The sequence below is a fragment of the Myxococcus xanthus genome (assembly GCF_006402735.1).
Classification (GTDB): domain Bacteria; phylum Myxococcota; class Myxococcia; order Myxococcales; family Myxococcaceae; genus Myxococcus; species Myxococcus xanthus_A.
The window spans coordinates 467444-489186 of sequence record NZ_CP017174.1; the positions used below are offsets into that span (position 1 = coordinate 467444).

General features: G+C 69.5%; 20 protein-coding genes. 10 read left to right on the top strand and 10 right to left on the bottom strand.

The window, feature by feature from the left end:
* Positions 1–33 precede the first annotated feature (33 nt).
* Positions 34–2394: an adventurous gliding motility protein AgmC gene (agmC, locus tag BHS09_RS02020; protein WP_140797018.1), complete on the top strand. Its 2361-nt coding sequence runs from the start codon at positions 34–36 to the stop codon at positions 2392–2394.
* 31 nt (positions 2395–2425) lie between these two features.
* Here the strand turns inward: agmC and BHS09_RS02025 are convergent, their stop codons facing one another.
* Entirely contained in the window at positions 2426–3223 is a 798-nt protein-coding gene (locus BHS09_RS02025; protein ID WP_140786832.1) for a TIGR00266 family protein, read from the bottom strand.
* Positions 3224–3277: 54 nt separating this feature from the next.
* A complete protein-coding gene (locus BHS09_RS02030) occupies positions 3278–3772 on the bottom strand; it encodes a hypothetical protein (RefSeq protein WP_237077951.1) in 495 nt (164 codons plus the stop codon).
* A gap of 209 nt (positions 3773–3981) precedes the next feature.
* Between BHS09_RS02030 and BHS09_RS02035 the strand changes: the two genes are divergently transcribed.
* The 5 genes from BHS09_RS02035 (at position 3982) to BHS09_RS02055 (ending at position 8538) form a co-directional block, all read left to right on the top strand.
* Positions 3982–5223, top strand: coding sequence for a metallophosphoesterase (locus BHS09_RS02035; protein ID WP_140786834.1), 1242 nt, complete (start codon positions 3982–3984; stop codon positions 5221–5223).
* Between the two features lie 27 nt (positions 5224–5250).
* Positions 5251–6345, top strand: coding sequence for a type IV pilus twitching motility protein PilT (locus BHS09_RS02040; protein WP_140786835.1), 1095 nt, complete (start codon positions 5251–5253; stop codon positions 6343–6345).
* Positions 6346–6459: 114 nt separating this feature from the next.
* Entirely contained in the window at positions 6460–6840 is a 381-nt protein-coding gene (locus tag BHS09_RS02045) for a DUF4419 domain-containing protein (protein ID WP_237080137.1), read from the top strand.
* A gap of 380 nt (positions 6841–7220) precedes the next feature.
* Positions 7221–7754 (top strand): hypothetical protein, encoded by a 534-nt coding sequence (locus tag BHS09_RS02050; protein ID WP_237080138.1) that lies wholly within the window; start codon positions 7221–7223, stop codon positions 7752–7754.
* A gap of 10 nt (positions 7755–7764) precedes the next feature.
* Positions 7765–8538, top strand: coding sequence for a DUF4157 domain-containing protein (locus tag BHS09_RS02055; protein WP_140786836.1), 774 nt, complete (start codon positions 7765–7767; stop codon positions 8536–8538).
* 4 nt (positions 8539–8542) lie between these two features.
* On the opposite strand, the gene BHS09_RS02060 is transcribed toward BHS09_RS02055, so the two are convergent.
* Positions 8543–8842, bottom strand: coding sequence for a YiaA/YiaB family inner membrane protein (locus BHS09_RS02060; RefSeq protein WP_140786837.1), 300 nt, complete (start codon positions 8840–8842; stop codon positions 8543–8545).
* A gap of 109 nt (positions 8843–8951) precedes the next feature.
* Between BHS09_RS02060 and BHS09_RS02065 the strand changes: the two genes are divergently transcribed.
* Positions 8952–9827 carry a LysR family transcriptional regulator gene (locus tag BHS09_RS02065; protein ID WP_140786838.1) on the top strand — a complete coding sequence of 292 codons (876 nt, stop codon included), beginning with the start codon at positions 8952–8954 and terminating at the stop codon, positions 9825–9827.
* Between the two features lie 96 nt (positions 9828–9923).
* Here the strand turns inward: BHS09_RS02065 and BHS09_RS02070 are convergent, their stop codons facing one another.
* Positions 9924–10634: a C40 family peptidase gene (locus BHS09_RS02070; protein WP_174258611.1), complete on the bottom strand. Its 711-nt coding sequence runs from the start codon at positions 10632–10634 to the stop codon at positions 9924–9926.
* Between the two features lie 150 nt (positions 10635–10784).
* Between BHS09_RS02070 and BHS09_RS02075 the strand changes: the two genes are divergently transcribed.
* From BHS09_RS02075 to BHS09_RS02085, 3 genes are all read left to right on the top strand, one after another.
* A complete protein-coding gene (locus BHS09_RS02075) occupies positions 10785–11429 on the top strand; it encodes a protein-tyrosine phosphatase family protein (protein ID WP_140786839.1) in 645 nt (214 codons plus the stop codon).
* A gap of 12 nt (positions 11430–11441) precedes the next feature.
* Positions 11442–13280, top strand: a complete 1839-nt coding sequence (locus BHS09_RS02080; protein WP_140797019.1) for a hypothetical protein — start codon at positions 11442–11444, stop codon at positions 13278–13280.
* Between the two features lie 99 nt (positions 13281–13379).
* Positions 13380–14495 carry a putative NPN-dependent ornithine cyclodeaminase gene (locus tag BHS09_RS02085; RefSeq protein ID WP_140797020.1) on the top strand — a complete coding sequence of 372 codons (1116 nt, stop codon included), beginning with the start codon at positions 13380–13382 and terminating at the stop codon, positions 14493–14495.
* Positions 14496–14561: 66 nt separating this feature from the next.
* On the opposite strand, the gene BHS09_RS02090 is transcribed toward BHS09_RS02085, so the two are convergent.
* The 6 genes from BHS09_RS02090 to BHS09_RS02115 all read right to left on the bottom strand — a co-directional run bounded on the left by BHS09_RS02090 (position 14562) and on the right by BHS09_RS02115 (position 21733).
* Complete coding sequence (locus BHS09_RS02090; RefSeq protein ID WP_140797021.1) at positions 14562–16376, bottom strand: acyl-CoA dehydrogenase; 1815 nt, start codon at positions 16374–16376, stop codon at positions 14562–14564.
* 55 nt (positions 16377–16431) lie between these two features.
* Positions 16432–17556, bottom strand: coding sequence for a slipin family protein (locus BHS09_RS02095; RefSeq protein WP_140797022.1), 1125 nt, complete (start codon positions 17554–17556; stop codon positions 16432–16434).
* 671 nt (positions 17557–18227) lie between these two features.
* Positions 18228–19202 (bottom strand): hypothetical protein, encoded by a 975-nt coding sequence (locus BHS09_RS02100; RefSeq protein WP_237080139.1) that lies wholly within the window; start codon positions 19200–19202, stop codon positions 18228–18230.
* Positions 19203–19449: 247 nt separating this feature from the next.
* Positions 19450–20235, bottom strand: a complete 786-nt coding sequence (blaMYX, locus tag BHS09_RS02105; RefSeq protein WP_140786844.1) for an MYX family subclass B1 metallo-beta-lactamase — start codon at positions 20233–20235, stop codon at positions 19450–19452.
* A 106-nt stretch (positions 20236–20341) separates the two neighbouring features.
* Positions 20342–20875 carry a hypothetical protein gene (locus tag BHS09_RS02110; RefSeq protein ID WP_140797023.1) on the bottom strand — a complete coding sequence of 178 codons (534 nt, stop codon included), beginning with the start codon at positions 20873–20875 and terminating at the stop codon, positions 20342–20344.
* A gap of 105 nt (positions 20876–20980) precedes the next feature.
* Positions 20981–21733 (bottom strand): class I SAM-dependent DNA methyltransferase, encoded by a 753-nt coding sequence (locus BHS09_RS02115; protein WP_140797024.1) that lies wholly within the window; start codon positions 21731–21733, stop codon positions 20981–20983.
* Positions 21734–21743 lie beyond the last annotated feature (10 nt).

A 21743-nucleotide genomic window follows, 5' to 3' on the forward strand; every position in this document is an offset into this window, starting at 1 on the left:
GTAGACCCGGTTTCTGAGGCAGCATGAGGGGGCATGCGCTTCGTCCTCTCCTGCCTGCTCGTGTTGCTCCCGGCGTCCCCCGCGTTGGCGGAGCTGGATTCCTTCGGCCTGGGCTCGGGCCGCGATGGCGCGCTGTCCGTCTCGACGGTGGGGCGCGTCCTCAATGCCGCCACGCCGCTGACGGACCTCGCGGTGGCCGGCGCCCGCGACGTTCCGGTGCAAAGCGTCTCGGGCTTCACCGCCGGCACGTTGGTGCTCCTCCATCAGAGTGGTGGGGCGCAGGAGGCAGTGGTCTCCAGCGATGGCGGCACCCTGGAGCTTCGACGGATGGGCCACTGGGAGCTGGCGCGCGTGGATGCCGTGACGGCCTCGCCGCCCGTGCTGCGCCTCTCCGAGCCCCTGGTGCATGCCTACACCGCGCCCGGCGCGCAGGTGGTCTCCGTGCCCGAGTACACGAACGTCCTCGTGTCCGCGGGCGCCACCGTCATGGCCCGCCCATGGGATGGGCGCAGCGGCGGCATCCTGGCCTTCCTTGCCACGGGCACGGTGACGAACCAGGGCCTCATCAGCGCGGAAGGAATGGGCTTCCGGGGCGGGCTCTTCGTCAATCACGCGGACCTCATTGGCTGCACCGACCTGGACCTCACTCCCGAGGCAGGTGGTGCCTACAAAGGGGAGGGCCTGCGGATGGGCCGCTTCGGCACGGCCTCGGGGCGCGGCTCCGTGGCGGGTGAGGGCGGCGGTGGCAACTGCCACAACGCGGGTGGTGGCGGAGGCGGGAATGGGGGCCGGGGCGGTGTCGGGGGCCGCACATCGGAGGCGGACATGACGCGGGACGAGGGCGGTTTCGGTGGCGCGCCCGCGAAGTACTCGCTCATCGACAAGTTTGTCTTCGGGAGTGGCGGTGGCGCGGGGGAGGGCAACGATGACCTGGGCTCGAGTGGCGGCGCGGGCGGCGGAGTTGTGTTCATCCGGGCCAGGGCGTTTTCGGGCGCCGGGCGCTTCTCCGCGGATGGGCTCGCCGCCAGCCACACGCCGGGCGACGATGGCGCGGGCGGTGGTGGCGCGGGCGGTGTCCTCATCCTTCGCGCGCAGGACTCACTGTCCTGCGGGAGCGCCCGAGCCGCGGGCGGCAACGGTGGCAACGTCAGCTACCCGGGCTGGGTGCTCGGCCCGGGCGGCGGTGGTGGTGGCGGCGGCGTGCTGCTGCAAGGGGCGATGGCGTCGTGTCCCAGGAGCATGTCGGGCGGCGCTGCTGGGACCCTCACCCCGTCGGATGGTGGAACGCATGGCGCGGGTACGGGGAGCGAAGGCTTCGCCGAGGAATACCACGTGGCCTACCGCACGCCCGGGACGCCGTCTGTCAGCTCTCCCGTGTCCGGAGCGGTGGGCGTTCCTCACCGTCCTCGCATCGAAGGCCAGGCGGACCCTGGCGTTCGAGTCCTCGTGTTCGTCGATGGCGTGGAGCGGCTTCAGGTGAGCTCTGGCGCGGATGGTGTGTTCACCGCTGGCATCCCTCCGCAGCAGGCGCCGCTCGATGTCGGCACGCACACGGTCCACGTGGTGACGGAGGGGCTGGGGGCGTACAGCGCGCCCTCCGCGCCTGTGTCGTTCTCTGTCGCGGCCACCTTGGAGGATGGTGGCGTGGTGGTGGAGCCCATCCTGGTGATTCCGCAGGACGGGGAGACGGTGGGAACCACGCCGTTGTTCGCGGGCGTCGCGCCCAACGGGCAGACGGTGGGCATCGAGGTGGACAATGGCCCCGAGGTCATCATCCCCGTGGATGGCGCGGGCCGCTTCCGCTACCAGTGGCCTGCTGAATCGCCGCTGACGCCGGGCCCTCATTTCGTCACCGTTCATTCGCACAACGAGGCGGGAATCAGCGGGCCCTACTCGCAGCCCATCCGATTCGAGTCCCAGGCGGTGAGCGGCGAGGGTGACGGAGGGACGTCCGGGCAGGATGCGGGCACGTCCCAGGGAGATGGCGGCACCCAGGTCCCGGAGGACGGCTGGCCGGTGCTGGTGGTCCCCGCTGATGGCGAGGTGGTGGACTCCACGCCGCTCTTCGCGGGCGCGGCGACGGCTGGCGCCACGGTGGTCATCGAGGTGGATGGCATTGAAGTCGCCACGGTGACGGCCGATGACACCGGGGCCTTCCGTTACCAGGTGCCCCGCGAGAGCGCGCTGTCCGTGGGCGCGCACAGCGTCGCGGCGCAGGAGCAACTCGTCACCTCCAGCCGCGTGCCGGCGCGCTCGCGGACCACGGGCTTCGAGGTGCGGGGGCCCGCGGCGCTCGACGTGGGGTGTGGCTGCGGCGCATCGCCCGTGGGCGTGGTGGGCTCCTGGGTGCTGCTGGCGGGACTGGCCGGCCTGTCGCGGCGGCGGCGCGGATAGCGGTCCGCGAACGGCCGGCCTGCCCGGTGCGCTAGTCGTCGCCGAGCAGGCTGCCCAGTCCGACACCACCCAGCACGCTGCCCTCGTCGCGAGCGCCACCCGGGCGCGAGGCGGAGAGGATGCGGCCCGCGAGCCGGCTGAACGGGAGCGACTGGAGCCACACCTTGCCGGGGCCGCGCAGGGTGGCGAAGAAGAGGCCCTCGCCGCCGAAGAAGGCCGTCTTGATGCCGCTCACCATCTGGATGTCGTAGTCCACGGTGGGCTGGAACGCGACGATGCAGCCGGTGTCCACGCGCAGCAGTTCACCCGGGCCCAGCGTGCGCTCGTGCAGCGTGCCGCCGGCGTGGATGAAGGCGAGCCCGTCACCCTGGAGCCGCTGCATGATGAATCCCTCGCCGCCGAACAGGCCGGTGCCCAGCTTCTTCTGGAAGGCGATGCCCAGCGTCACGCCCTTGGCCGCGGCGAGGAAGCTGTCCTTCTGCGCAATCAGCTCGCCACCGAGTTCACCCAGGTTCACCGGGATGATTTTGCCCGGGTAGGGCGCGGCGAAGGACACCTTGCGCTTGCCGCCACCGCTCTTGTTGAGGAAGACGGTGGTGAAGAGGGACTCGCCCGTCAGCAGTCGCTTGCCCGCGCCGAGCAGCGAGCCGAAGAAGCCACTCGTCTTCTCCGAGCCGTCACCGAAGATGGTCTCCATCTCGATGCCGTCTTCCATGTACATGAGGGTGCCGGCTTCGGCGACCGCGGCTTCTCCCGGGTCCAACTCCACCTCGACGAACTGCAGGTCCTCGCCGTAGATGTGGAAGTCCACTTCGTGCATGCGTGCCATGGATGCGCTCCGTCGTGAGGGAAACGGCGCGCACCATAGCCGCCCCGCGGTGGGCTACCGCGACAGAATCAAAGCCAGGGTGGCCACGAGCCGGGCGTCGTCGCCGCCAATGGCAGGCGGAATCGACAGCGATACCGGGTTCTCCAATCCGGCGAGACACGAACGCCAGCCTTGATAGCGACCTTCCGCGGAGGCCGTGAGCTGGTAGCTGCACCGGCCCACGTCGCCCTTGAACGTCTGCGGCGTCACCTGGAAGTCGGTGAGCTGCCCACCGAACGTACCCTTGGCGCGCAGGGCTCCTTCTTCCTGCGTCATCCGCAGGTCCACGGGACCGCTTCCATAGATGCCGCGGATCCGCGCGGCGTCCAGCGTGAGGTTGAGGGGCCTGCCGAAGGCCCGGCCTCGAAAGAAGTCGTCGCTGAAGCCGACCTGCAGGTCTGGGCTGGTGAGGTCGCGGTCGGTGACACGCGCGTTGAGCGCGACCCGAGGCGTTCGCAGGTCCAGGTACTGGACGGGCTGGGCCCAGGCCGAGCCTGCCGCTGCAAGCATTGCGGCTGTGAAGATACGTGAAGTTCTCATGCGTTGAACGTAGCTGGCTCGCCAACCCGTCGCCCGTGTCTTAGGTGTGGTGCACGAGATGAGGCGTTGACCCGCCTGGCGTACGGGCGGGTTGCCGGGCATCGGCCCTAGGCGGTCGTTATGTCCCCGCGTTCCGGGCGCGGTCATGGCTGGCACCGGTGAGAAGGAGGACGTCGTTCGTGGCGGAGCTGACCCCAGGTGTGGAGCCGGAGGCCCGGCGGCCCAGAGTGTCCCTGTCGCTGGCATTGCGGTGGTTGATGTCGCTGGGTGGCATCCTCACGCTGATGGGCGGGCTGCACGCGTACATCGCGGTGCGCCTGTTCGTGAGCCCGCAGCTGCCCCTGCCGTGGGCATGGCTGGGGCCCGTCCTGGTGGCGCTGCTCTTCCTGGCGCTGCCAGTGGGGATGGTGGCGTCGCGCCGCGAACCGACCTTCTGGACGCAGGCGCTCCAGTGGACGTCCTACGTGTGGCTGGGGGCCTTCGGCATCCTGCTGAGCGCGGTGGTGGTCGCGGACCTGGTGGGGCTGGGCCTTTCGTGGTCGGGCGTGGTGACGGACGCGCTGGCCCTGACCCGGGGCAAGGCCCTGGCGGCGGTGGGGGTGACGGTGCCGGCGGTGGTGTACGCCTTCATCACGGCGCGTGGCCGGGCGACGGTGGAACGGGTGACGGTGCCGGTGGTGGGCCTGGCGCCCGGGCTCAGCGGCATGAAGGTGGTGCAGATTTCGGACATCCACGTGGGGCCCACGTTGGACGGACGCTGGCTGCGGCGCGTGGTGGAGCAGGTGAACGCGCTCCAGCCTGACGTGGTGGCGGTGACGGGCGACCTGGTGGACGGCACCGTGGACGCGCTGCGGGACGAGGTGAAGCCCCTGTCGGAGCTGCGCGCGTCACTGGGCGTCTTCTACGTCACCGGCAATCACGAGTACTACCACGGGGGCCCGGCCTGGGCGGCGGAGGTGGCGCGCCTGGGCCTCACCGTCCTCCAGAACGAGCACCGGGTGGTGGAGCGCGACGGAGCGCGGCTCACCATCGCGGGAGTGACGGACCATGACGCGGGGCACATCATTCCCTCGCATGCCAGCCGTCCGGAGCTGGCACTGCGCGGGGCGCCGCGGGGCGTGCCGCGTCTGTTGTTGGCCCACCAGCCCCGGTCCGCCCTGCGCGTGGCGGAGGCTGGCGTGGTGGTGGACCTGCAGCTTTCCGGGCACACGCACGGCGGACAGGTGTTTCCCTTCATGTTCCTCATCAAGTTGCAGCAGCCGGTGGTGCGCGGTCTGGCAACCATTGCCGGGGTGCGCGTCTATACCCACAGGGGGACAGGCTATTGGGGGCCGCCGCTGCGGTTGGGGCCCTCGCCTGAGATTGCGGAACTGACCCTGGTGCCTGCCCCGGGGTCATTGCACACCATGTGCAACTGTTGAGTATCCGCCTAGAATCCGGGACCTTCCTTGCTGAAGAGGGTCACTCCCCTGGATCTGGCAACGCTTAACAAGCTGCTCGCGGTCGGTGTGCAGAACGGTGCATCGGACATCCACTTCCGGCCGGGGGACCCGCCCATCTACCGGGTCAATGGCGCGCTCCGGCCCTTGAAGATGGAGAAGCTTCACGCGGACCACACGCGACAGGTGGCAGTCCATGTCGTGTCGGACCCCGAGGTGAAGAAGCAGATTGACACGCTTCAGGAGTGCGACGCGTCCTACAGCCTCCCGGGCGTGGCGCGCTTCCGGGTGAATATCTACCGGCAGCGGGGCTCGCTGGCGTGCATCCTGCGCATCATCCCGGATGAAATCCCAACCATTGACGGACTGGGATTGCCGCAGGTGTTGAAGAAGATTGCCGGCAACGAGCGCGGGCTGGTGCTGGTGACGGGCGCGACGGGCTCGGGGAAGAGCTCCACGCTGGCGGCGATGATTGACCACATCAACCGCACGGAGAACCTGCACGTCCTCACCATCGAGGACCCCATCGAATTCATCTACAAGAACATCAAGTCCTCCATCTCCCAGCGGGAGATTGGTCCGGACACGCAGAGCTTCGCGATTGCCCTGCGCGCGGCGCTGCGCCAGGACCCGGACGTCATCCTGGTGGGCGAGATGCGCGACACGGAGACCATCGACATCGCGCTCAAGGCGTCGGAGACGGGGCACCTGGTGCTCTCCACGGTGCACACGACGGATGCGTCACGCACCATCAACCGCCTGGTGTCGGTGTTCCCCGCCGAAGAGCAGACGATGGTGCGCATGCGCCTGGCGGACTGCCTCAAGGCCACGGTGTCGCAGCGCCTGCTGCCCCGGGCCAGCGGCAAGGGCCGCACCGTGGCGCTTGAAATCATGGTGCAGACGAAGACGGTGGAGCAGTACATCCGCGACGACCGCGCCAACGAGCTGAAGGACGTCATCGAGAAGGGCCGCGACATGTTCGGCATGCAGTCCTTCGACCAGCACCTGACGCAGCTCTACCGGGAGGGGCTCATCACCCTGGATACGGCGCAGAGCGCGGCCTCCAACCCGGCCGACTTCCAGCGCGCGCTCGAGTTCGAGTGAGCGCCACGAGCGCCGCCTTGCCCGAGGGGGCAGGGCTGGCGCTTTCTGTCAGGGCGGGGCCCCTGAGGCGTAGGTCGGCGGCGTAGAATCCACGCCACGCTGAGGGGGCTGCCGATGCTGACGTTCGAGGTGGATGCCGTCGAGGAGGCCTCGACGCCTCCTGTCACCGCGCCGTTGGGGACGTTCGTGGAGGATGCGCTCTGGATGGCGCCCGGGCCGGACACGCGGGTGCTGGAAACGCATGGCGTGCACCCGTTGCTCGCCGCCGTCCACACGGCCTTCGCGGAGCATCGGCCGCTGGTGCTCTCGCCGGACGCCATCTGGCTCACGATGGCGCAGGGCGTGGCGCAACACATCCGGTTGAACGGGGAGTCCCTCCGTGACCGCCTCGTCCGGCATGAGGGCCGCAAGAAGCTGACCGTCGAGCGAGCCAACTGGTGCCCCAGCCGCCTCCTCCCAAGGTGGATGGGCTCGAGCTTGATGGCTGGATCGTAACGGGTGGGCGGCCAGGGATGCGCCTCCTGAGCGCCCAGCAACCGGCCGCGGAGGTTCCTGTCGTTGGTACTTCCCTCGTGGCTGTGCTCATGCACGCACTGGAGCACGGCGGCTCCACCGACCTCCCCGTCTTGGGGATGCTCGGCGACCGGCTGTTGCCCTGGGAACGCCTGCGCAAGTAACGCGAGCGCACCTGTCCCCACCTGAAACGACGGGTCACTCTAGACCCGATACACCTGGATAGGTGTTACTTCCGACCCACTGAACAGACGTGTCAAAGCGTCCGTCTCCGCGGGTTTGGAGGTCCCGTAAACCAGGAACTATGCCCGAAAATTGAAGCAAAGATTGATATTTCCGCTATTGCTGGTTATTGTCGCGTTGTGTCCAGCGCCCCCTCCCCCCTGATTCGCCGTGCGCAGTCCCTCCTCGATACCCGCCACCTGGTGGAGGCTGGCGCACTGCGTCTTCCCATCGAGCCCACTCCCGCGCCCGCACGGCGTCACCGGAGCGTGCCCAAGGGGCCTCGGGTGATGCTCGTCTCGGAGGAGCCGCTCTTCCGGCTGGCCATGGGCCGCGAGCTGGCGTCAGACTTCGAGCTGGTCCCTACGTTGGGCATCGCGTCGGCGGACCGTCGGATGGACCTGGGCGTGGTGCCCGAGGCGGTGGTCGTGGACCTGGACTCCGTGGAGCGAGCGGCCGTGCCGACCTTCCTGGCGCGGTTGGTGGAGCGCGACCTGGCGGGGCCGCGCATCCTCGTGTCGTCCCACTTCCGTCCCGAGGTGGCGGCGGCCTACAGCGCCTCCAGCCTCACGCACTTCGCGCTGTCCCGCCCGTGGCGCCCGGGTGCGCTGCGCACGCTGGTGGAGTCCGTCATGGGCCTCTCCGGGCTGCGCGCCATGGCGGCGGGGCGCTGAGGAACATGGAATGAGCCACGCGTCCACCTTCTCTGATCGGCTGGTGGATGCGGGCCGGGGTCTGCTCACCGGTGTCACGAGCGCGTCGGTGGGAGTGGCTCGCAGCGTGGGCGTGGTGCTGAAGGCGATGGGCGGAGGCGTGGCGCAGTGCGCGCGCGGCCGGCCTCGCGAGGGACTGCCCCAACTGGGCCAGGGACTGACGCGCGTGGCGCAGCTTCCCGCGGATGCCGTGTTGATGGTGGGCGGGCGCGTGCTCAGCTCGGTGCAGGTGCTGGTCGGTCTGGAGCCGCCGGGCCGCCGCCTCACGGCGGATGAAATCGTCCGTCTGCGACCCGTCTTCGGAGACAGCCTGAACTACGCGGCGGTGCGGGTGAAGGTCGGCCGGCTGGGACTGCTGGGCCTCCCCGGGCGGGCCTTCGCGCACGGCAACACTGTCTTCGTCCCGCCTCGGAGCGGGGGCGTGGATTTCGGCCTGCTCGTCCATGAGCTGACGCACGTGTGGCAGCACCAGCACGGCGGCACGGCCTACCTGAGCGCCGCCCTGGCCGCGCAGTGGTCCGGCGATGGATACGACTGGCGCAAGGGAGTGAGCCGCGAGAAGCGTTGGGCCCAGCTCAATCCCGAGCAACAGGCTCAGCTCATCGAGGACGCCGCCGTCGCCGGCCTCATCCCCGTCACCACGTCTGTGTCCCCGCGCATGAAGCTGCGGGGCTGGTCCGACGCGGCGCTCGACCTGCTGGATGAGGCCGTGGTCTGCCTGCACGCGGGCCGCGGCGCGCCCTGAGCACTCACAGCTTGGGCGGGGCCAGCGGGTCATGCTCGGAGAGGAGCCGGGACACGCGCGCCTCATCCAGCCGCGTGCCGAGCTGGTCCATTTCATGCTGGTCACGCACCGTCTTCGACAGGCTGAAGGTCGAGCCGACGGTGAAGAGCAGGCCCATGCCCAGGAAGGACTTCACCCAGATGTCCACGGGCAGGTTCCAGATACCGACCGCCGTCACTCCGACGGAGAGGACGAAGGAAAGCCAGGTCTGGGCGACCCAGGCGGAGCTGTGGGCAACGACGACCTTCGGCGTGGCGCGGGACATGGCGACTTCCTCCTCGTGGCGAGTCGTGCTCGCTGACGGGAAGAACCATGCGCCTTTCCACCGTAAAGCGCATGGAACTAATTGAAGCGCCATTGATAACCTGGAGTGAATGATTCAGCTCCAGCGGCTCGAAGGCTTCTACCGGGTGGCGCGCGCGGAAGGGTACGCGCGTGCCGTGCCCACCTTCCCGTATCCGATTACGCAGCCGGGAATCCATCAGCAGGTGAAGCGGCTGGAGGCGGAGGTCGGCGTGCCGCTCTTCGAGCGCGTGGGCAAGGACCGCGTGGTGCTCACGCCCGAAGGCCGCACGCTGTACGCGCACGTGGCGCCGTTCCTCGAAGGACTGGACACCGTGGTGCAGTCGCTGCGCAAGGGCGAGGTGGGCGGCACGCTGCGCATCCATGCCTCCGGCCACGTGCTGCGGCACCTGCTGCCCGCGTGGCTGCGCAAGCTCCAGGCGAAGCGGCCGGACATCGAGGTCGCCCTCTTCGAATCCAAGACGCCCGCGCTGGACGTGCTGCGCCTGGGGGACACGGATCTGGTGGTGGACCATCTGCCGGCGGTGCCCGATGACGTGGAGACGCGCGAGGTGGGGCGCACGCATCCCTTCCTCGTGCTGCCCGCGCACCACCCGCAGGCGAAGCGGAAGCAGGTGCGGCTGGAGCAGCTCCGTGACGACGCGTTCATCGCCTACAGCACGGACCGGTACCTGAGGGATCTGCAGCTCGCGGCGCTGGCGCGGGCGGGCGTCACGCCCAGGCGCCTGCACGCCGCGGATTCCTCGGAGACGATTCTGGGCTTCGTGGCCGCGGGGCTGGGCTTCTCACTGCTGGCCTCGCTCCTGCCGGGAGGTCCACGCGAAGCCGGCGTGGTGTCCAAGGCGCTTCCGGGCGCGGGCACCGGCACCGTCCACGCCGCCTGGCGCAAGACGGCCGCACGCAGCCCGCTCATCCAGGCCGCGTTGCAGCTGGCGCCGCGGCTCTGAGCCGCCGCGGGCGCGTGAACGCCAGCGGGGCCCCGGGTCCGCCTGGAAGGTCGGACGCGGAGCCCCGTGGGTGCTCGCTCATGTTCGTGCGGGCGCTCAGCCCTGGTACTGGTGCACTGCCATGATGGGGTAGTTCATGCTGGAGATGGTGACGCGCTGCGAACCATCCGAGTTGACGTTGTTGGAGCCGATGAACGTCGGCTTGCCGTCCTTCCAGCCCGCGAACATCACCACGTGCTGGCCGCCGTTGGTCTTCATGGAGACCACGTCACCCGGCTTCGCGTCCTTCAGGTCGATGCGCTTGAAGTTGGGGTCCCTGTCCAGCTTGGCCATCAGGCCCATCACGCTGTTGTCGTGCTGCGCGTCGGAAATCTGGCCCGCCTGCTCCAGCACGGCGGACACGAAGTTGGCGCAGTTGACGTTGTTGGGGACCCAGTCCTCCATGTCCGCGCCCACGCCGTTCTTCTCCAGCTTCAGCGAGCTCGCGTTCTTGTTCAGGTGCTGCGACGCGATTTCAAAGGGGCTGCCCTTGGGGCCGCGGATGCCGGGGCCGGAGCTGCTGGGGCCCTGCACGCCCTGCGCACCGCCGCTGCTGCCACCACCGCCCGTGGCGCCACCCGCGCCACCCGCGGAGCCGCTCTCGAAGGAGTCCCGCGAACCCGGGATGTTCAGCGACTTGCCGGCGTAGATGAGGTCCGCGTTCTTGATCTGCGGATTCGCCTTCATCAGCGCGCTGACGCTGGTGTTGTAGCGCTGCGCCAGGTGGGAGAGGGTGTCGCCCGACTTGATGCGGTAGCTGCTGCTCATGGGGGCTCCGTAGGGGGGTAGAGCGGCACGGGGGCGCCGCATGTACGTCTTGCACCTATTCTCGAAGGTTGAGACCTGGAGTTGCGTGCCTCTCGATTTTCGAGGCTGACACCGCGGAACCCCCTGTGATTCCAGCGGATTTCCCAGAAGGTGGGTCGAAAAACACTTCAAAAGGCGTCCTGGCGTCCGCAGAGGCTGCCAGCGCCAGCGAGCTGCCCTACCTTGGGCCGCATGAGCGCGCTGTCCCGGAGATTGAACCTGGACTGGGTGCTGCCCTCGCTGGCGGTGGGGGGCCGCTTCCCCATCGATACGGCGGAGCATCTCGCGGGGGCGCTTGGCATCCGCTGTGTGGTGGACGTGCGGGTGGAGGCCTGTGACGACGAGCACGTCCTGCGCGAGCACGGCATCACCTTGTTGCACCTGCCCACCGAGGACCTCCGGGCCATCCGTGGCGACCGGCTGGATGACGGCGTCGCGTGGGTGACGGAACAACTGGCCCGGGGCCACAAGGTCTACATCCACTGTGAGCATGGGGTGGGGCGCAGCGCGCTGCTCGCCTTGTGCGTCCTGGTGGCGTTGGGGCATCCCCCGCTGGAGGCGCTGTCCCTGGCGAAGCGGCGGCGCTGGCAGGTGTCGCCCAGCACGGAGCAGCTGCGCACCTTCATTGCGTGGGCGGATGCCTGGCGTCAGCGGAACGCGGCGACGTGGCGTGTGCCCAGGTTGGAGGAGCTGGCCGCGATTGCGCACAGCCACCTGACCCAGCCGCCACCCGCTTCCCGCGGGAATGAGGACTGAGGGAGCGCCGCGATGCTGGTGTCCGGAGAACATCCGCGAGAGGTGGACCCGACCGCGGAGGCGCGGGCGCTGGCCTGTGCCTGGTGGGAGGTGGACGCGCTACCGCCGGGCCTGACGCGCCACGCGGCGCTGGTGTCGCTGCTCATCCGCGCGGGGGAGTGGGCGCAGGGGGTCCTGGACGCGGAGCAGGTCGTCCATCAGGGCGAGGATGGCGACACGGTGCTGGCGCGGGCCTGCGAGTCCACGCTGCTGGCGCTGGGCCACGCGGTGGTGGCGTCCTGGACGGACGGCTTCCGCGCGGACCTGTCGCAGGTGGGCAGCTCGCTGGAGACGCTGGGTGGACTGGGGCTGCCGCAGCGGGTGCGGTGCAAGGTGCCTCGGGGGTATGCGCTTCAAGGCCTCTACCCGGAGAGCTACCTGGCGTCGGCGCGGGCGCTGCCGAAGCAGGGCGGCCCCTGTCGCGTCGTGGGCATTCGCGGCATCGGCACGGGACTGGCGGGCGTGGTGGCCGCGGCGCTGGGCACCCAGGCGTTGTGCTTCGTCCGGCCTCGCGGGCATCCCTACCGGCGCACGTTGTCGCTGTCACCCGAGCGGACCTCGCAACTGGTGGACGAGGCACGCGCGGGCTACCGCTTCGTGGTGGTGGACGAGGGTCCGGGACGGTCCGGCTCCTCGTTCGGCGCGGTGGCCGAATTCCTGGAGGCGCGTGGCGTGGCGCCTTCGTCTCTGTACTTCCTGCCGGGACACGGCGGTGACGTGGGACCTCACGCAACGCCGAGGCACCGGGAGCTCTGGCGCCGAGCCCAGCGCGGCGTGGTGGATTTCGAGTCGGTGATGGTGACGCCGACCGAGCCTTCACATGCGCTGGCCAGCTGGGTGGAGGACGTGACGGGTAAGGCGACCGCGCCGCTGGAGGACCTGGGTGCTGGAGGCTGGCGGAAGCACCTGCTGCACGACATGCCGAAGGCGGCGTGGCCCCCAGTGCACCGCTGGCGTGAGCGCCGCAAGTACCTGCTGCGCGCGGGCGGTCGGCCCTGGTTGCTGAAGTTCGCGGGCCTGGGGGCCTATGGCGCGCGCGCCTATCTCCAGACGCGGGTGTTGGCGGACGCGGGCTTGGGTGTGCCTGTCTCGGGGCTCAAGCACGGCTTCCTGGTGCAGCCGTGGCTGGAGGAGGCGCGGCCCCTGAGCGCGGTGGGGCGCGGGGTGGACCGCTGGGAGCTGGTGGCGCGCGTGGGGGCGTACCTGGGTTTCCGCTCGCGTCACTTCGGCAGGGTGGAGGAGGGGTGCGGCGCCTCCACGCGCGAGCTGTGGGAGATGGCTCGCTACAACACGGAGGTCGCGTTGGGGCGCGAGGTGGCGCAGGCCCTCCATGTGTGGATGCCCCGGCTGGGCGCGCTGGAGCGGATGGTGCGCCGGACGGTGACGGACAACCGGATGCATGCGTGGGAGTGGCTGGTGTTGCCCGGTGGCCGCGTGCTCAAGGTGGATGCGGTGGACCACCATCGGGCGCACGACCTGGTGGGCTGCCAGGACCTGTCCTGGGATTTGGCGGGCGCGGCGGTGGAGCTGTCGCTGGACTCGGAGGAGTTGGCCGCGCTCTGCGCCGTGGTGGAGCGCCACAAGGGCCGGCTTCCACCCCTGGAGTTGCTGCGCTTCCACCGGCAGGCCTACCTGGCATTCCAACTGGGGGACCATGCGCTGGCCGCCGAGTCCTACGACGCCCACGCGCCAGACGAGGCGGCCCGGCTGCGGCATGCCGCGGCTCGCTACGCGGAGTTGCTGCGTCGTGAGCTGGCCCCGGCCAGCAGCCGTCCGCTGATGGGCGGAGTGGGTGTGGGCGCGCGGATGTAATGACGCGCAGTTCCCTCGTTACTGTCACCCGCCGACATCTGGTGGCCCGCGGATGCCGAGGCGCTTGAAGCGGGCCAGGGCTCCGCGCATGGTGCTGGTGTGAGCTCCATTCCTCATCCTGACTTCACGGCCGCGCGTTTCTCCTCCTGTCCGGACGCGCGCTTCCAGCCGGCGCCCGCGGACGGCGTGTTGCCGGAGGGCTTCTTCACCACGACGAATCTGCCTACCTACGTGCGCGTGGGCGGCGCGTGGCGCATGCCGCGCGAGCCGCGCATGGACGGGGCGCTGGTGCTGGATGCGCAAGGCGAGCTGTGGATTCGCGAAGGCCGTCGCGTGCGTGCGGGCGAGCACGTGGTGGTGGGCTTCGCGGAGGACGGCAGCGAAGGCGTGTACGTGAACGCCGCCTACCTCGCGGGTGAGGGGGAGGGGGAGTTCAAGTTCATGACGAGCGCGGTGTCCCGCGAGAAGCCCATCGACTACGCGCACATGGCCCGGGTGCTGGTGGACGAGCGCGAGCGCGGGGGCTACCCCATCTGGGTGACGGGGCCGGCGCTGGTGCATTCGCGGGCGCGCGCGGACATGACGTGGTTCGTCGCCAATGGCTTCGTAGGCGCGCTGCTGGCGGGCAACGCGGTGGCGGTGCATGACATCGAAGCCTCCATCTTCGGCACCACGCTGGGGATGAGCGGCTCGGGCGAGGCCACCTCGGGCGGCCACGGCTTGCATATGCGCGCCATCAACAAGGTGCGGGCGGCGGGCTCCATCGCCAAGGCGGTGGAGGCCGGGGTGATTACCAACGGCATCATGCACGCGTGCGTGGTGCACAAGGTGCCCTTCGTGCTGACGGGCTCCATCCGTGATGACGGGCCGCTGCCGGACGTGGTGACGGACAACCTGGAGGCGCAGGTGGCCATGCGCGAGCACGCGGTGAAGTCCACCATGGCGGTGATGATCGCCACGGCGCTGCATGCCATCGCCACCGGAAACATGCTGCCGGCGTTCGTCACGGAGAAGGACGGCTCGTTGCGGGAGCTGCCCACCATCTGCGTGGACTCGTCCGAGTTCGTGGTGAGCAAGCTGAAGGACCGCGGCACGCACCAGGCCTTCGGCGTGGTGACGAACGCGCAGGACTTCATGCATGTCCTACGGCTGTACGTGGAGCGTGACCTGGCGGCGCGCGGGCTGCCGGTGCCGGGTGACGCGCTGAGGAAGTAGCGGGCGCCTTCCGGCCGCGACGGCGGGCCTGGCACCGGTGGCCAGGCTCGCCTCGGTGTCTCCGCGTCAGAACGACTCTTCCGGCACCTCCATCAGGTCCAGGTTGCCGTGCTCCACCATGCGGGCGGCGTGGGCGACGCCGGGCAGCACCTCGTGGCAGAACCAGCGGGCGCTGGCGAGCTTGCCCACGTAGAAGGCGCGGTCCCCGGGGTTGCTCTTCATGCGCTCCAGCGCGACCTCCGCGTGGCGCACCAGCAGCCAGCCGATGACGACCTCCGCGACGGCGGCCAGCACGCGGTTGCCCTGCAGGCCCACGTGGTAGACGGACTCGCCTAGCTTGCCCATCAGCGTGCCGAGCATCGTCTCCAAGTCGCCCAGCGCACGGCCCAGCGCGGCGCGCTCGGCCTCCAGCTCCTTGCCCTCACCGGTGCGCTCGGCTGTCTCGCGAATCTGCGACAGCAGGCCCTGGAGCGTCGCGCCGCCGTCACGCGCCACCTTGCGCATGAGCAAGTCGAGCGCCTGGATGTGCGTGGTGCCCTCGTAGAGCGTGTCGATTTTCTGGTCCCGGATGTACTGCTCCACCGGGTAGTCCTGCAGGTAGCCGGAGCCGCCGTGGACCTGGAGCGACAGCGCCAGCAGCTCGTAGACCTTCTCCGAGCAGTAGCCCTTCACCAGCGGCAGCAGCATGTCGTTGAGCGTGTCCAGCTCGCCCGCCTCGGTGGCGCGGTGGCCGCCCTTGCGCTCCACTCCGTCCTGGATGAACGCGGTGTAGAGGCACAGCGCGCGCATTCCCTCCGCGTGGGCCTTCTGCGCCATCAGCATGCGGCGCACGTCGGGGTGGCGGAAGATGGGCACGCGCGGCGCCGTCTTGTCCCGGGCCTGCATCAGGTCCGCGCCCTGGAGGCGGTCCTTGGAGAAGGCCAGCGCGCGGCCGTAGCCGGCCGACAGCGTGGCCATGGACTTCACGCCCACCGCCATGCGGGCCTGCTCGATGATGTAGAACATCTGCCGGATGCCGTCGTGGACCTCGCCCAGCAGCAGGCCGCGACAGGGCTTCCCGTCGCCGAAGGTCATCTCACAGGTGACGGAGCCCTTCAGCCCCATCTTCTTCTCCAGCTTGGTGCACACCACGCCGTTGGCTTCACCCAGGCTGCCGTCCTCGTTCACCCAGTACTTGGGCACGACGAACAGCGACAGGCCCTTGGTGCCGGGCGCCGCGCCCTCCGGACGCGCCAGCACCATGTGGATGATGTTCTCGGACATGTCCGAGTCACCGTTGGTGATGAAGCGCTTCACCCCTTCGATTTCCCAGACGGTGTCGGAGACGCGGCGGGCCTTGGTTCGGGCGGCGCCCACGTCACTGCCGGCGTCGGGTTCGGTGAGCACCATGGAGCCACCCCAGCGGCGGTCCAGCATGTGCGGCAGGAAGCGCTGCTTCTGCGCGTCCGTGCCCAGCCGGTCGATGATGCGCGCCAGCAGGTTGCCCAGCGTATAGAAGGCCAGCGAGGCATTGGCGCCCACCAGCAGCTCGAACGCGGCCCATCCCAGAGAGGGCGGCGCGCCCAGGCCGCCCAGGTGCGGCGGCTGCTCCAGCAGGTGCATGCCCGCGTCGAAGAAGGCATTCATCGCCTTCTTCAGTCCGGGCGGCAGCGTCACCTCGCCATTCTCGAGCTTCGGCGGGTTGTGCTCCGGCTCCTCGAAGCTCTGGGCCAGTTCGTTGGTGCTGAGCTGGGCGAACATCTGGAGCATCTGGCGTGCGGCCGTCTCGTCCAGGTCGCCAAAGGGTGCGTGGCCCAGCGAGGCTCGGCCGATATCGAGGAACTCGAAGAGGTTGAACTCGATATCGCGCAGGTTGGGGACGTAGTGGTTCGAAGACGACATCTCGGGCTCCTCGCGGGTGTGGGACCGCGAGGCTAACCCGAGATTGATTCGCGAGTCAGTGACTCTTCAGCTGCAGGGTGGGCACTGCGCCCTCGCCGAGGACGAGGTGCACCTGCCCCACCTTGGACGCGAGGTCCTTATAGGCCTCCAGCTCCTTGAGGCGCACCAGCAGCGGGTTCTCCGCCAGCACCTTGGCCGTCTGCGCCATGGAGCGGGTGGCGGCCGTCTCCTCGCGCCGCATGATGACGTTGGCCTCCGCTTCCTTCTGCGCCTGGATGACGCGGTTGAGCAGCTCCTTCATCTCACCCGGGAGGACGACGTCCTTGATGCCGAAGCGCAGCAGCTCCAAGCCCACCGTGCTGGCGCGGTCCTTCACCTGGGTGAAGAGGCTTTCGGCCACGGCTTCGCGCGAGGCGAGCAGCTCATCCAGCGTCCGCTCCGACACGGCCTCGCGCGCGGCCAGCTGCATGGCCAGGTAGAGGACGTCATCCGGAGCGCGGGACACGACGGCGAGCCGGCGCGCGTCCGAGACGCGGAAGGCCGCTGACAGGTTGAGGCGCAGGGTGACGCGGTCCTTCGTCATCACCTCCTGGCCGGTGACGTGGAGCAGGCGCTCGCGCAGGTCGATGAGGGCCAGCTGCACCTTGCGGGCGACCGTCCACGCGGCGTGACGTCCCGGAGGAAGTTCGGCGTCCAGCACACCATCCACGTAGCGGAGCACGACGGTGCCCTCGGTGGCGGTGGCCTCCGTGTAGTCGCTGGCGGGGACCAGGGCGCGCACGTCATCGTGCAGCGGCGCCGTGGCGACACCCGAGGTGTCCACGCGCTCCATGCGCACGGTGGGGGCGCCGGGCGTCAGCTCGCGGCTGGGAAGGCGCTCCACCGTCCACGCCTGGTGCAGGCCCCGGCCGAGCCAACGCACGGGGCGGCCCTTGTGGAAGAGGATGGCGCGTTCGTCGGCGCCGAGTTCGATGACTTGCAGGTCCGCTTCCGGCACGAGGGCCAGGAGCGCCGCGTCCAACTGGACGCGGGGCTGCTCGGTGCTCACGCGCACCAGCCGGACCTTGCGGAAGGGGTGGATCAGCCAGTATCGGCCGGGAACGAGGTATCGCTCCGGCTTCTCGTCCACCAGTACGAACGCCCGCTCATTCTGCCCGACATCCACACGCATGATGCTCATCGCGCACCTCCTTTCCCCCGCCGGGGGAGCTTGAAGAACCGGGACGTTCCCGTGCGCGTTGTCGCGCGTGTCCCGGGCACTGCTGAAAAGTGAGGGCCCCACCGTTCACGGACGTGGAGCGCGGACTGCCTGTCGTGGCCGCCTCCTGGCTGCTCGCGCCTGCGCGTCGGGCACATCCGCGGGCGGCGGCAGGGGCTTCCGCTGACGGCTCGGAAGGGGCCTTGTCGCCCTGGCGGAAGGCCGGGCATCGAGGTGGGAGGAGTGGGAAGCGGTGGACCCGCGCTCACGTCAGCTCGCGGCGGAACCCTCTGGATTGAACGAAGGAATCGAACCTTCTCCGCAGGATTGGTGACCTGTGCTCTACCAGTGAGCGAGTTCGGAGCCAGGCGCATCTGGCGCCTGCTGCCTGTTGGACCCGACGGGGGCCCGGCCGGGCGGTCCGATGCGAGGAAACCACTGCGAGCGATGGACCCGGGAACACCCGCGTCGGCACCTGGGCGCAGCGCACCCGAGCCCGGAGCCGGGAGCCCAGGGACAGCCCCGTGACACCTCTGGATTCCGCCGAGGTCGAGCGACGGGACGCCGCGTGGAGTCTGACAGCGTTGATGGCGAGCACGCGGAAGGCCGCCCACTTCGTGTGAAGGGGCGGCCCGCGGTGGTGTGTCTCGGCGTTACTTCACGTCGTCAGCGTCCTGGGGCACCAGCGGGATGGGCGCCTTCGCTGTCTGCTGCGCGGGCGTTGCCAGGATGGCCTCCTCCGGCTCGGCGGGCTGGAAGGAAGGCGCAGGCTTCATCGGCGTGCACTCGGCCGCGTTCCGGACGCCGGGTCGCTTCTTCCCCGAGGACGAGCGCGACTGATTCGCCTTCGCCATCGTCGCTGACGACAGCTCGCACATGGGCGGCGTGTCGTCCGTGGTGTCGATGATGGGCTTCATTACCTTCGGCGGTGGCGCGGTCTGCGTCCCCTGCGACGACGAGCTCTGTCGTTCCGTGGACGACACGTCACCCCGGAGCGCCGCGTCGCTGCGCTGCGTGGAGTCGGTCTGCGTGTTCGCCATGCCCTCGCTGCTGGACGTGGAGGTGGACGTCGCCACCGCGGAGGGCGCGGGCTTCTTCGCTGCTTCGCCCAGTGCCTCCGCGAGCAGGTTGTTGCTCTCGTGCATCTGGTTGCGCGCCCGCTCCATGCTGGCGTCGTGACGGTTGAGCTGCTCCGTGAGGGTGGCTTGATGTTGGTTGCGCTCCTTCTCGATGCTCGCCTTCAGCGTGTCCCGCTCCTGCGCCACCTCGCTCAGCCGCTGCTCCAGTGCGCCCTTCTCCGTGTTCAGGATGGTCTCCGCCCGGGCCATGCAGGCCGCGAGGACCTTCTCCTCGGACTCCCGTTCCGGCAGGGGTTCGCTCCGGTTCCAAGCCACCAACGCACTGCTCTGCCAGCGGTAGTCCGTGTGCATCACGCACTCCTGCACCAGCCGCGTGAGCCGATCCTCGGACCAGACGGGCACGGGCCGAGCGCAGGGCCCCACTTCCTCCTTGAGCGTGGAGGGAAAGGCCCGGGTCTGCTTCACCCAGCAACCGTCCCGCTGCTCCATCCGCACCGAGGTACACGCGCTCGCCATCATCGCGAGCGACACCGCAACCACAAGCCTCATGTTCTCCCTCCGTCCCCTACGCCCATCGGCCCGTGCTTCTCCGCGGGACGGTAGGGACGGCGAGGACCCGCGCCCATGTCCGTGAACCCTGGAGCCGTGTGGGAATGTCCGGGGACAGACCTTCACCGGCAGGCAAGCGAGCGTGGAATGACCCAACTGGCGTGTGCTGGCCAACGCTCCTGTCCGTGCGGGCGAGGCACTGTCGCATCGCCCGCGCCTGCCCGCCTGCTCCGCGCCGCGAGGTCGCTCAGCGGAGCAGCGCTTCCGTGTGGCTCAGCAGCTCCGGCCCACCGGGCTGTCCGTGCCCCGGGACCACCACGCGTGCCTCCGGAAACCGCTGCCGTGCGCGCGACAGGCTCGTGGGCCAGGCCGCCACGTCCGCGTCCTCCACGTTGCCCAGGTTCGTCGCGGCGCCGTCCTTCACGAAGCAGCCGCCGAACAGCACGCCGCTGTCCTTGTGCCACACGACGATGTTGTCCTTCGCGTGGCCCGCGCCCGGGAAGAAGAGCTCCAGGGCGCCCACCGTGCGCGTCTCGGCGAAGGTCTCCGTGGGGCCTGGCCGGCCCATGCCAGACGCAATCCGCGCCGTCTCCTCCAAGCCATGGACGGGGATGCCATGCGGGACGAGCGCCGGAACACCGCCGAGGCGATCCTCATGGAAGTGCGTCACCACCGCCGTGCGGACCGGACGCCGAAGCGTGTCCCGGGCCCAGTCGAGCAGCAGCGCGCCCTGCCGTGCATCCCAGCCCGTGTCGACCAGCAAGGACGTTTCACCGTCCTCGATGATGAGCCCGTTGGTGGAGACGCGGCCGAATGGCTTCAACGTCACCACCGTGACGTGCAACCACACGCCAGGCGCGAGCTTCCGAACGCTCACGTCATCCGCCAGCACGTACTCGTCCGGACCCTGGGACTGCGCCTTCACGGGGGGGGGCCGCTCCACCGTCGCAGCCGGCGTGGAGCGGGTGCAGGCGGTGCTCAGGGTGATGAAAAGAGCACCGGCACAAAGCCAACGGGGGGGAAGAAGCGTCATCGTCAAAAGGCCTCGGCAGCGGCGATGCCGCGTCGGAGTGGAGGGATTCGAGCGGTACACCGAGGCGGGCCTGGGACCTGGCGCGGTGTGCCCCGGTTGTACCGAATCAGTGCGCCTCGGAGAGATGGGAGGTGGCGAGCCAGCCCTTGCCGTCGAACCGGTAGATCCAAGTGGCATTCCCCTCACCCCAGTCGACCAGTCCCTGTCCCGGAGGCAGGGACGCGTCATTGGAGACGTAGCGCTGAAGGCAGCTCAACTTGCGCGGCAGCGCCTGGACTTCCCGCAGGTGTCCGCCCCGCGTGAAGAGCACCCGCACCGGGACGGACCGGTTGCACGAGTAGCCCTCGCCCGGAAAGGCATAGTCCTGCTCTCCGTCCTGGTCGAAGTCACCCGGTACGCACGGCCAACCGTTCTTTTGCAGGGCGTCCAGGTCCACGCCGATCTCTTGAAGGTGGGGCGCCGCGTCTCCGACGTTCCCTACGCACAGGCACCGGAAGTTCGTTTCCGGGTCGCATCCGCCCTCCACGAGCGCAATCGACACGCTCGGCGGCGTTGTGTCGTCGCGGAGGGGGGCTTCCGCACAGCCCACGGCCAGTGCCAGCAGAGACGCCCCGATGCAGGTCCAACGCAGCCGAATCACGTGTCGATGCCTCCAGGGAGGAGGCCAGTGCAAGCCTCGTGCACACCTTGGAATGGCCGGGCCGTGGCCCTCAGGCAACGGAAGCGCGGTCCTGGAGCCACGCGCTCAGCGCCGCTCCACCTCCCACCACCCGAACCACATGGTCCGCTGTTCCGTGAGCTGCACCCAGCCGGGCGCATGCGCGTACGTGCGTGGGAGCAGCCCTGCTTCCGTGACAGCCCGGGCGGTCTCCTCGAATGAGTACAGGTGCAGCGTCACCGCCGGCCCCGCCGTTTGAATCGGCTGCACGGGCGCCTCGTGCCCGTCCAACCCCGGCCGCCGCTCCAGCACGGTGAAGAGCAGCTTGCCGCCCGGCTCCAGCGCCTCCGCGAGGTGCTTCAGCACGCGCGGCAGGTCGTCGCAGAAGTCCAGACAGCCAATGGCGAGCGCGACGGTGAAGCGGCCCCAGTCGGGAGGAATCGGCTGGTGGTAGCTGTGGACATGCCACGCGCCACCCGGCCGCGCTGTCCGAGCCAGCGCGAGCATGTCCTCGGAGAGGTCGGTGCCAACCACGGCGATGGAGGCGTCCAGGCCCCGGGTGTGAAGCCCCGGTCCACACCCCACGTCGAGCACGCGGGCGCCGGGCGCCACCATCGCCGCGAGGAAGCGCTCCACCCGCTCCTCGTACCGGTGCAGGGCGGGGAAGAGCGCCTCGTAGGCCGAGGCAATCTCCCCGTACACCTGCTTCACGCCCTCTTCCTGTGCATCCCGCGACACGGTTCCTCCGGCGCGTGCGAGCGCCCTGGCGGCGGACCTGCTTCGCTCAGGCACCGGCACGCCGCACCCGCCGAGGAAGGCCTCGGCGGGGAACCCTAGCATGCGGCATCTG

Bases quoted from the DNA above. Each gene is read 5' to 3' on its own strand.
- agmC (WP_140797018.1), top strand. From the start codon at position 34: ATGCGCTTCGTCCTCTCCTGCCTGCTCGTGTTGCTCCCGGCGTCCCCC.
- BHS09_RS02025 (WP_140786832.1), bottom strand. From the start codon at position 3,223: ATGGCACGCATGCACGAAGTGGACTTCCACATCTACGGCGAGGACCTG.
- BHS09_RS02030 (WP_237077951.1), bottom strand. From the start codon at position 3,772: ATGCTTGCAGCGGCAGGCTCGGCCTGGGCCCAGCCCGTCCAGTACCTG.
- BHS09_RS02045 (WP_237080137.1), top strand. From the start codon at position 6,460: ATGCTGACGTTCGAGGTGGATGCCGTCGAGGAGGCCTCGACGCCTCCT.
- BHS09_RS02055 (WP_140786836.1), top strand. From the start codon at position 7,765: ATGAGCCACGCGTCCACCTTCTCTGATCGGCTGGTGGATGCGGGCCGG.
- BHS09_RS02060 (WP_140786837.1), bottom strand. From the start codon at position 8,842: ATGTCCCGCGCCACGCCGAAGGTCGTCGTTGCCCACAGCTCCGCCTGG.
- BHS09_RS02065 (WP_140786838.1), top strand. From the start codon at position 8,952: ATGATTCAGCTCCAGCGGCTCGAAGGCTTCTACCGGGTGGCGCGCGCG.
- BHS09_RS02070 (WP_174258611.1), bottom strand. From the start codon at position 10,634: ATGAGCAGCAGCTACCGCATCAAGTCGGGCGACACCCTCTCCCACCTG.
- BHS09_RS02080 (WP_140797019.1), top strand. From the start codon at position 11,442: ATGCTGGTGTCCGGAGAACATCCGCGAGAGGTGGACCCGACCGCGGAG.
- BHS09_RS02090 (WP_140797021.1), bottom strand. From the start codon at position 16,376: ATGTCGTCTTCGAACCACTACGTCCCCAACCTGCGCGATATCGAGTTC.
- BHS09_RS02095 (WP_140797022.1), bottom strand. From the start codon at position 17,556: ATGAGCATCATGCGTGTGGATGTCGGGCAGAATGAGCGGGCGTTCGTA.
- BHS09_RS02100 (WP_237080139.1), bottom strand. From the start codon at position 19,202: ATGAGGCTTGTGGTTGCGGTGTCGCTCGCGATGATGGCGAGCGCGTGT.
- blaMYX (WP_140786844.1), bottom strand. From the start codon at position 20,235: ATGACGCTTCTTCCCCCCCGTTGGCTTTGTGCCGGTGCTCTTTTCATC.
- BHS09_RS02115 (WP_140797024.1), bottom strand. From the start codon at position 21,733: ATGCTAGGGTTCCCCGCCGAGGCCTTCCTCGGCGGGTGCGGCGTGCCG.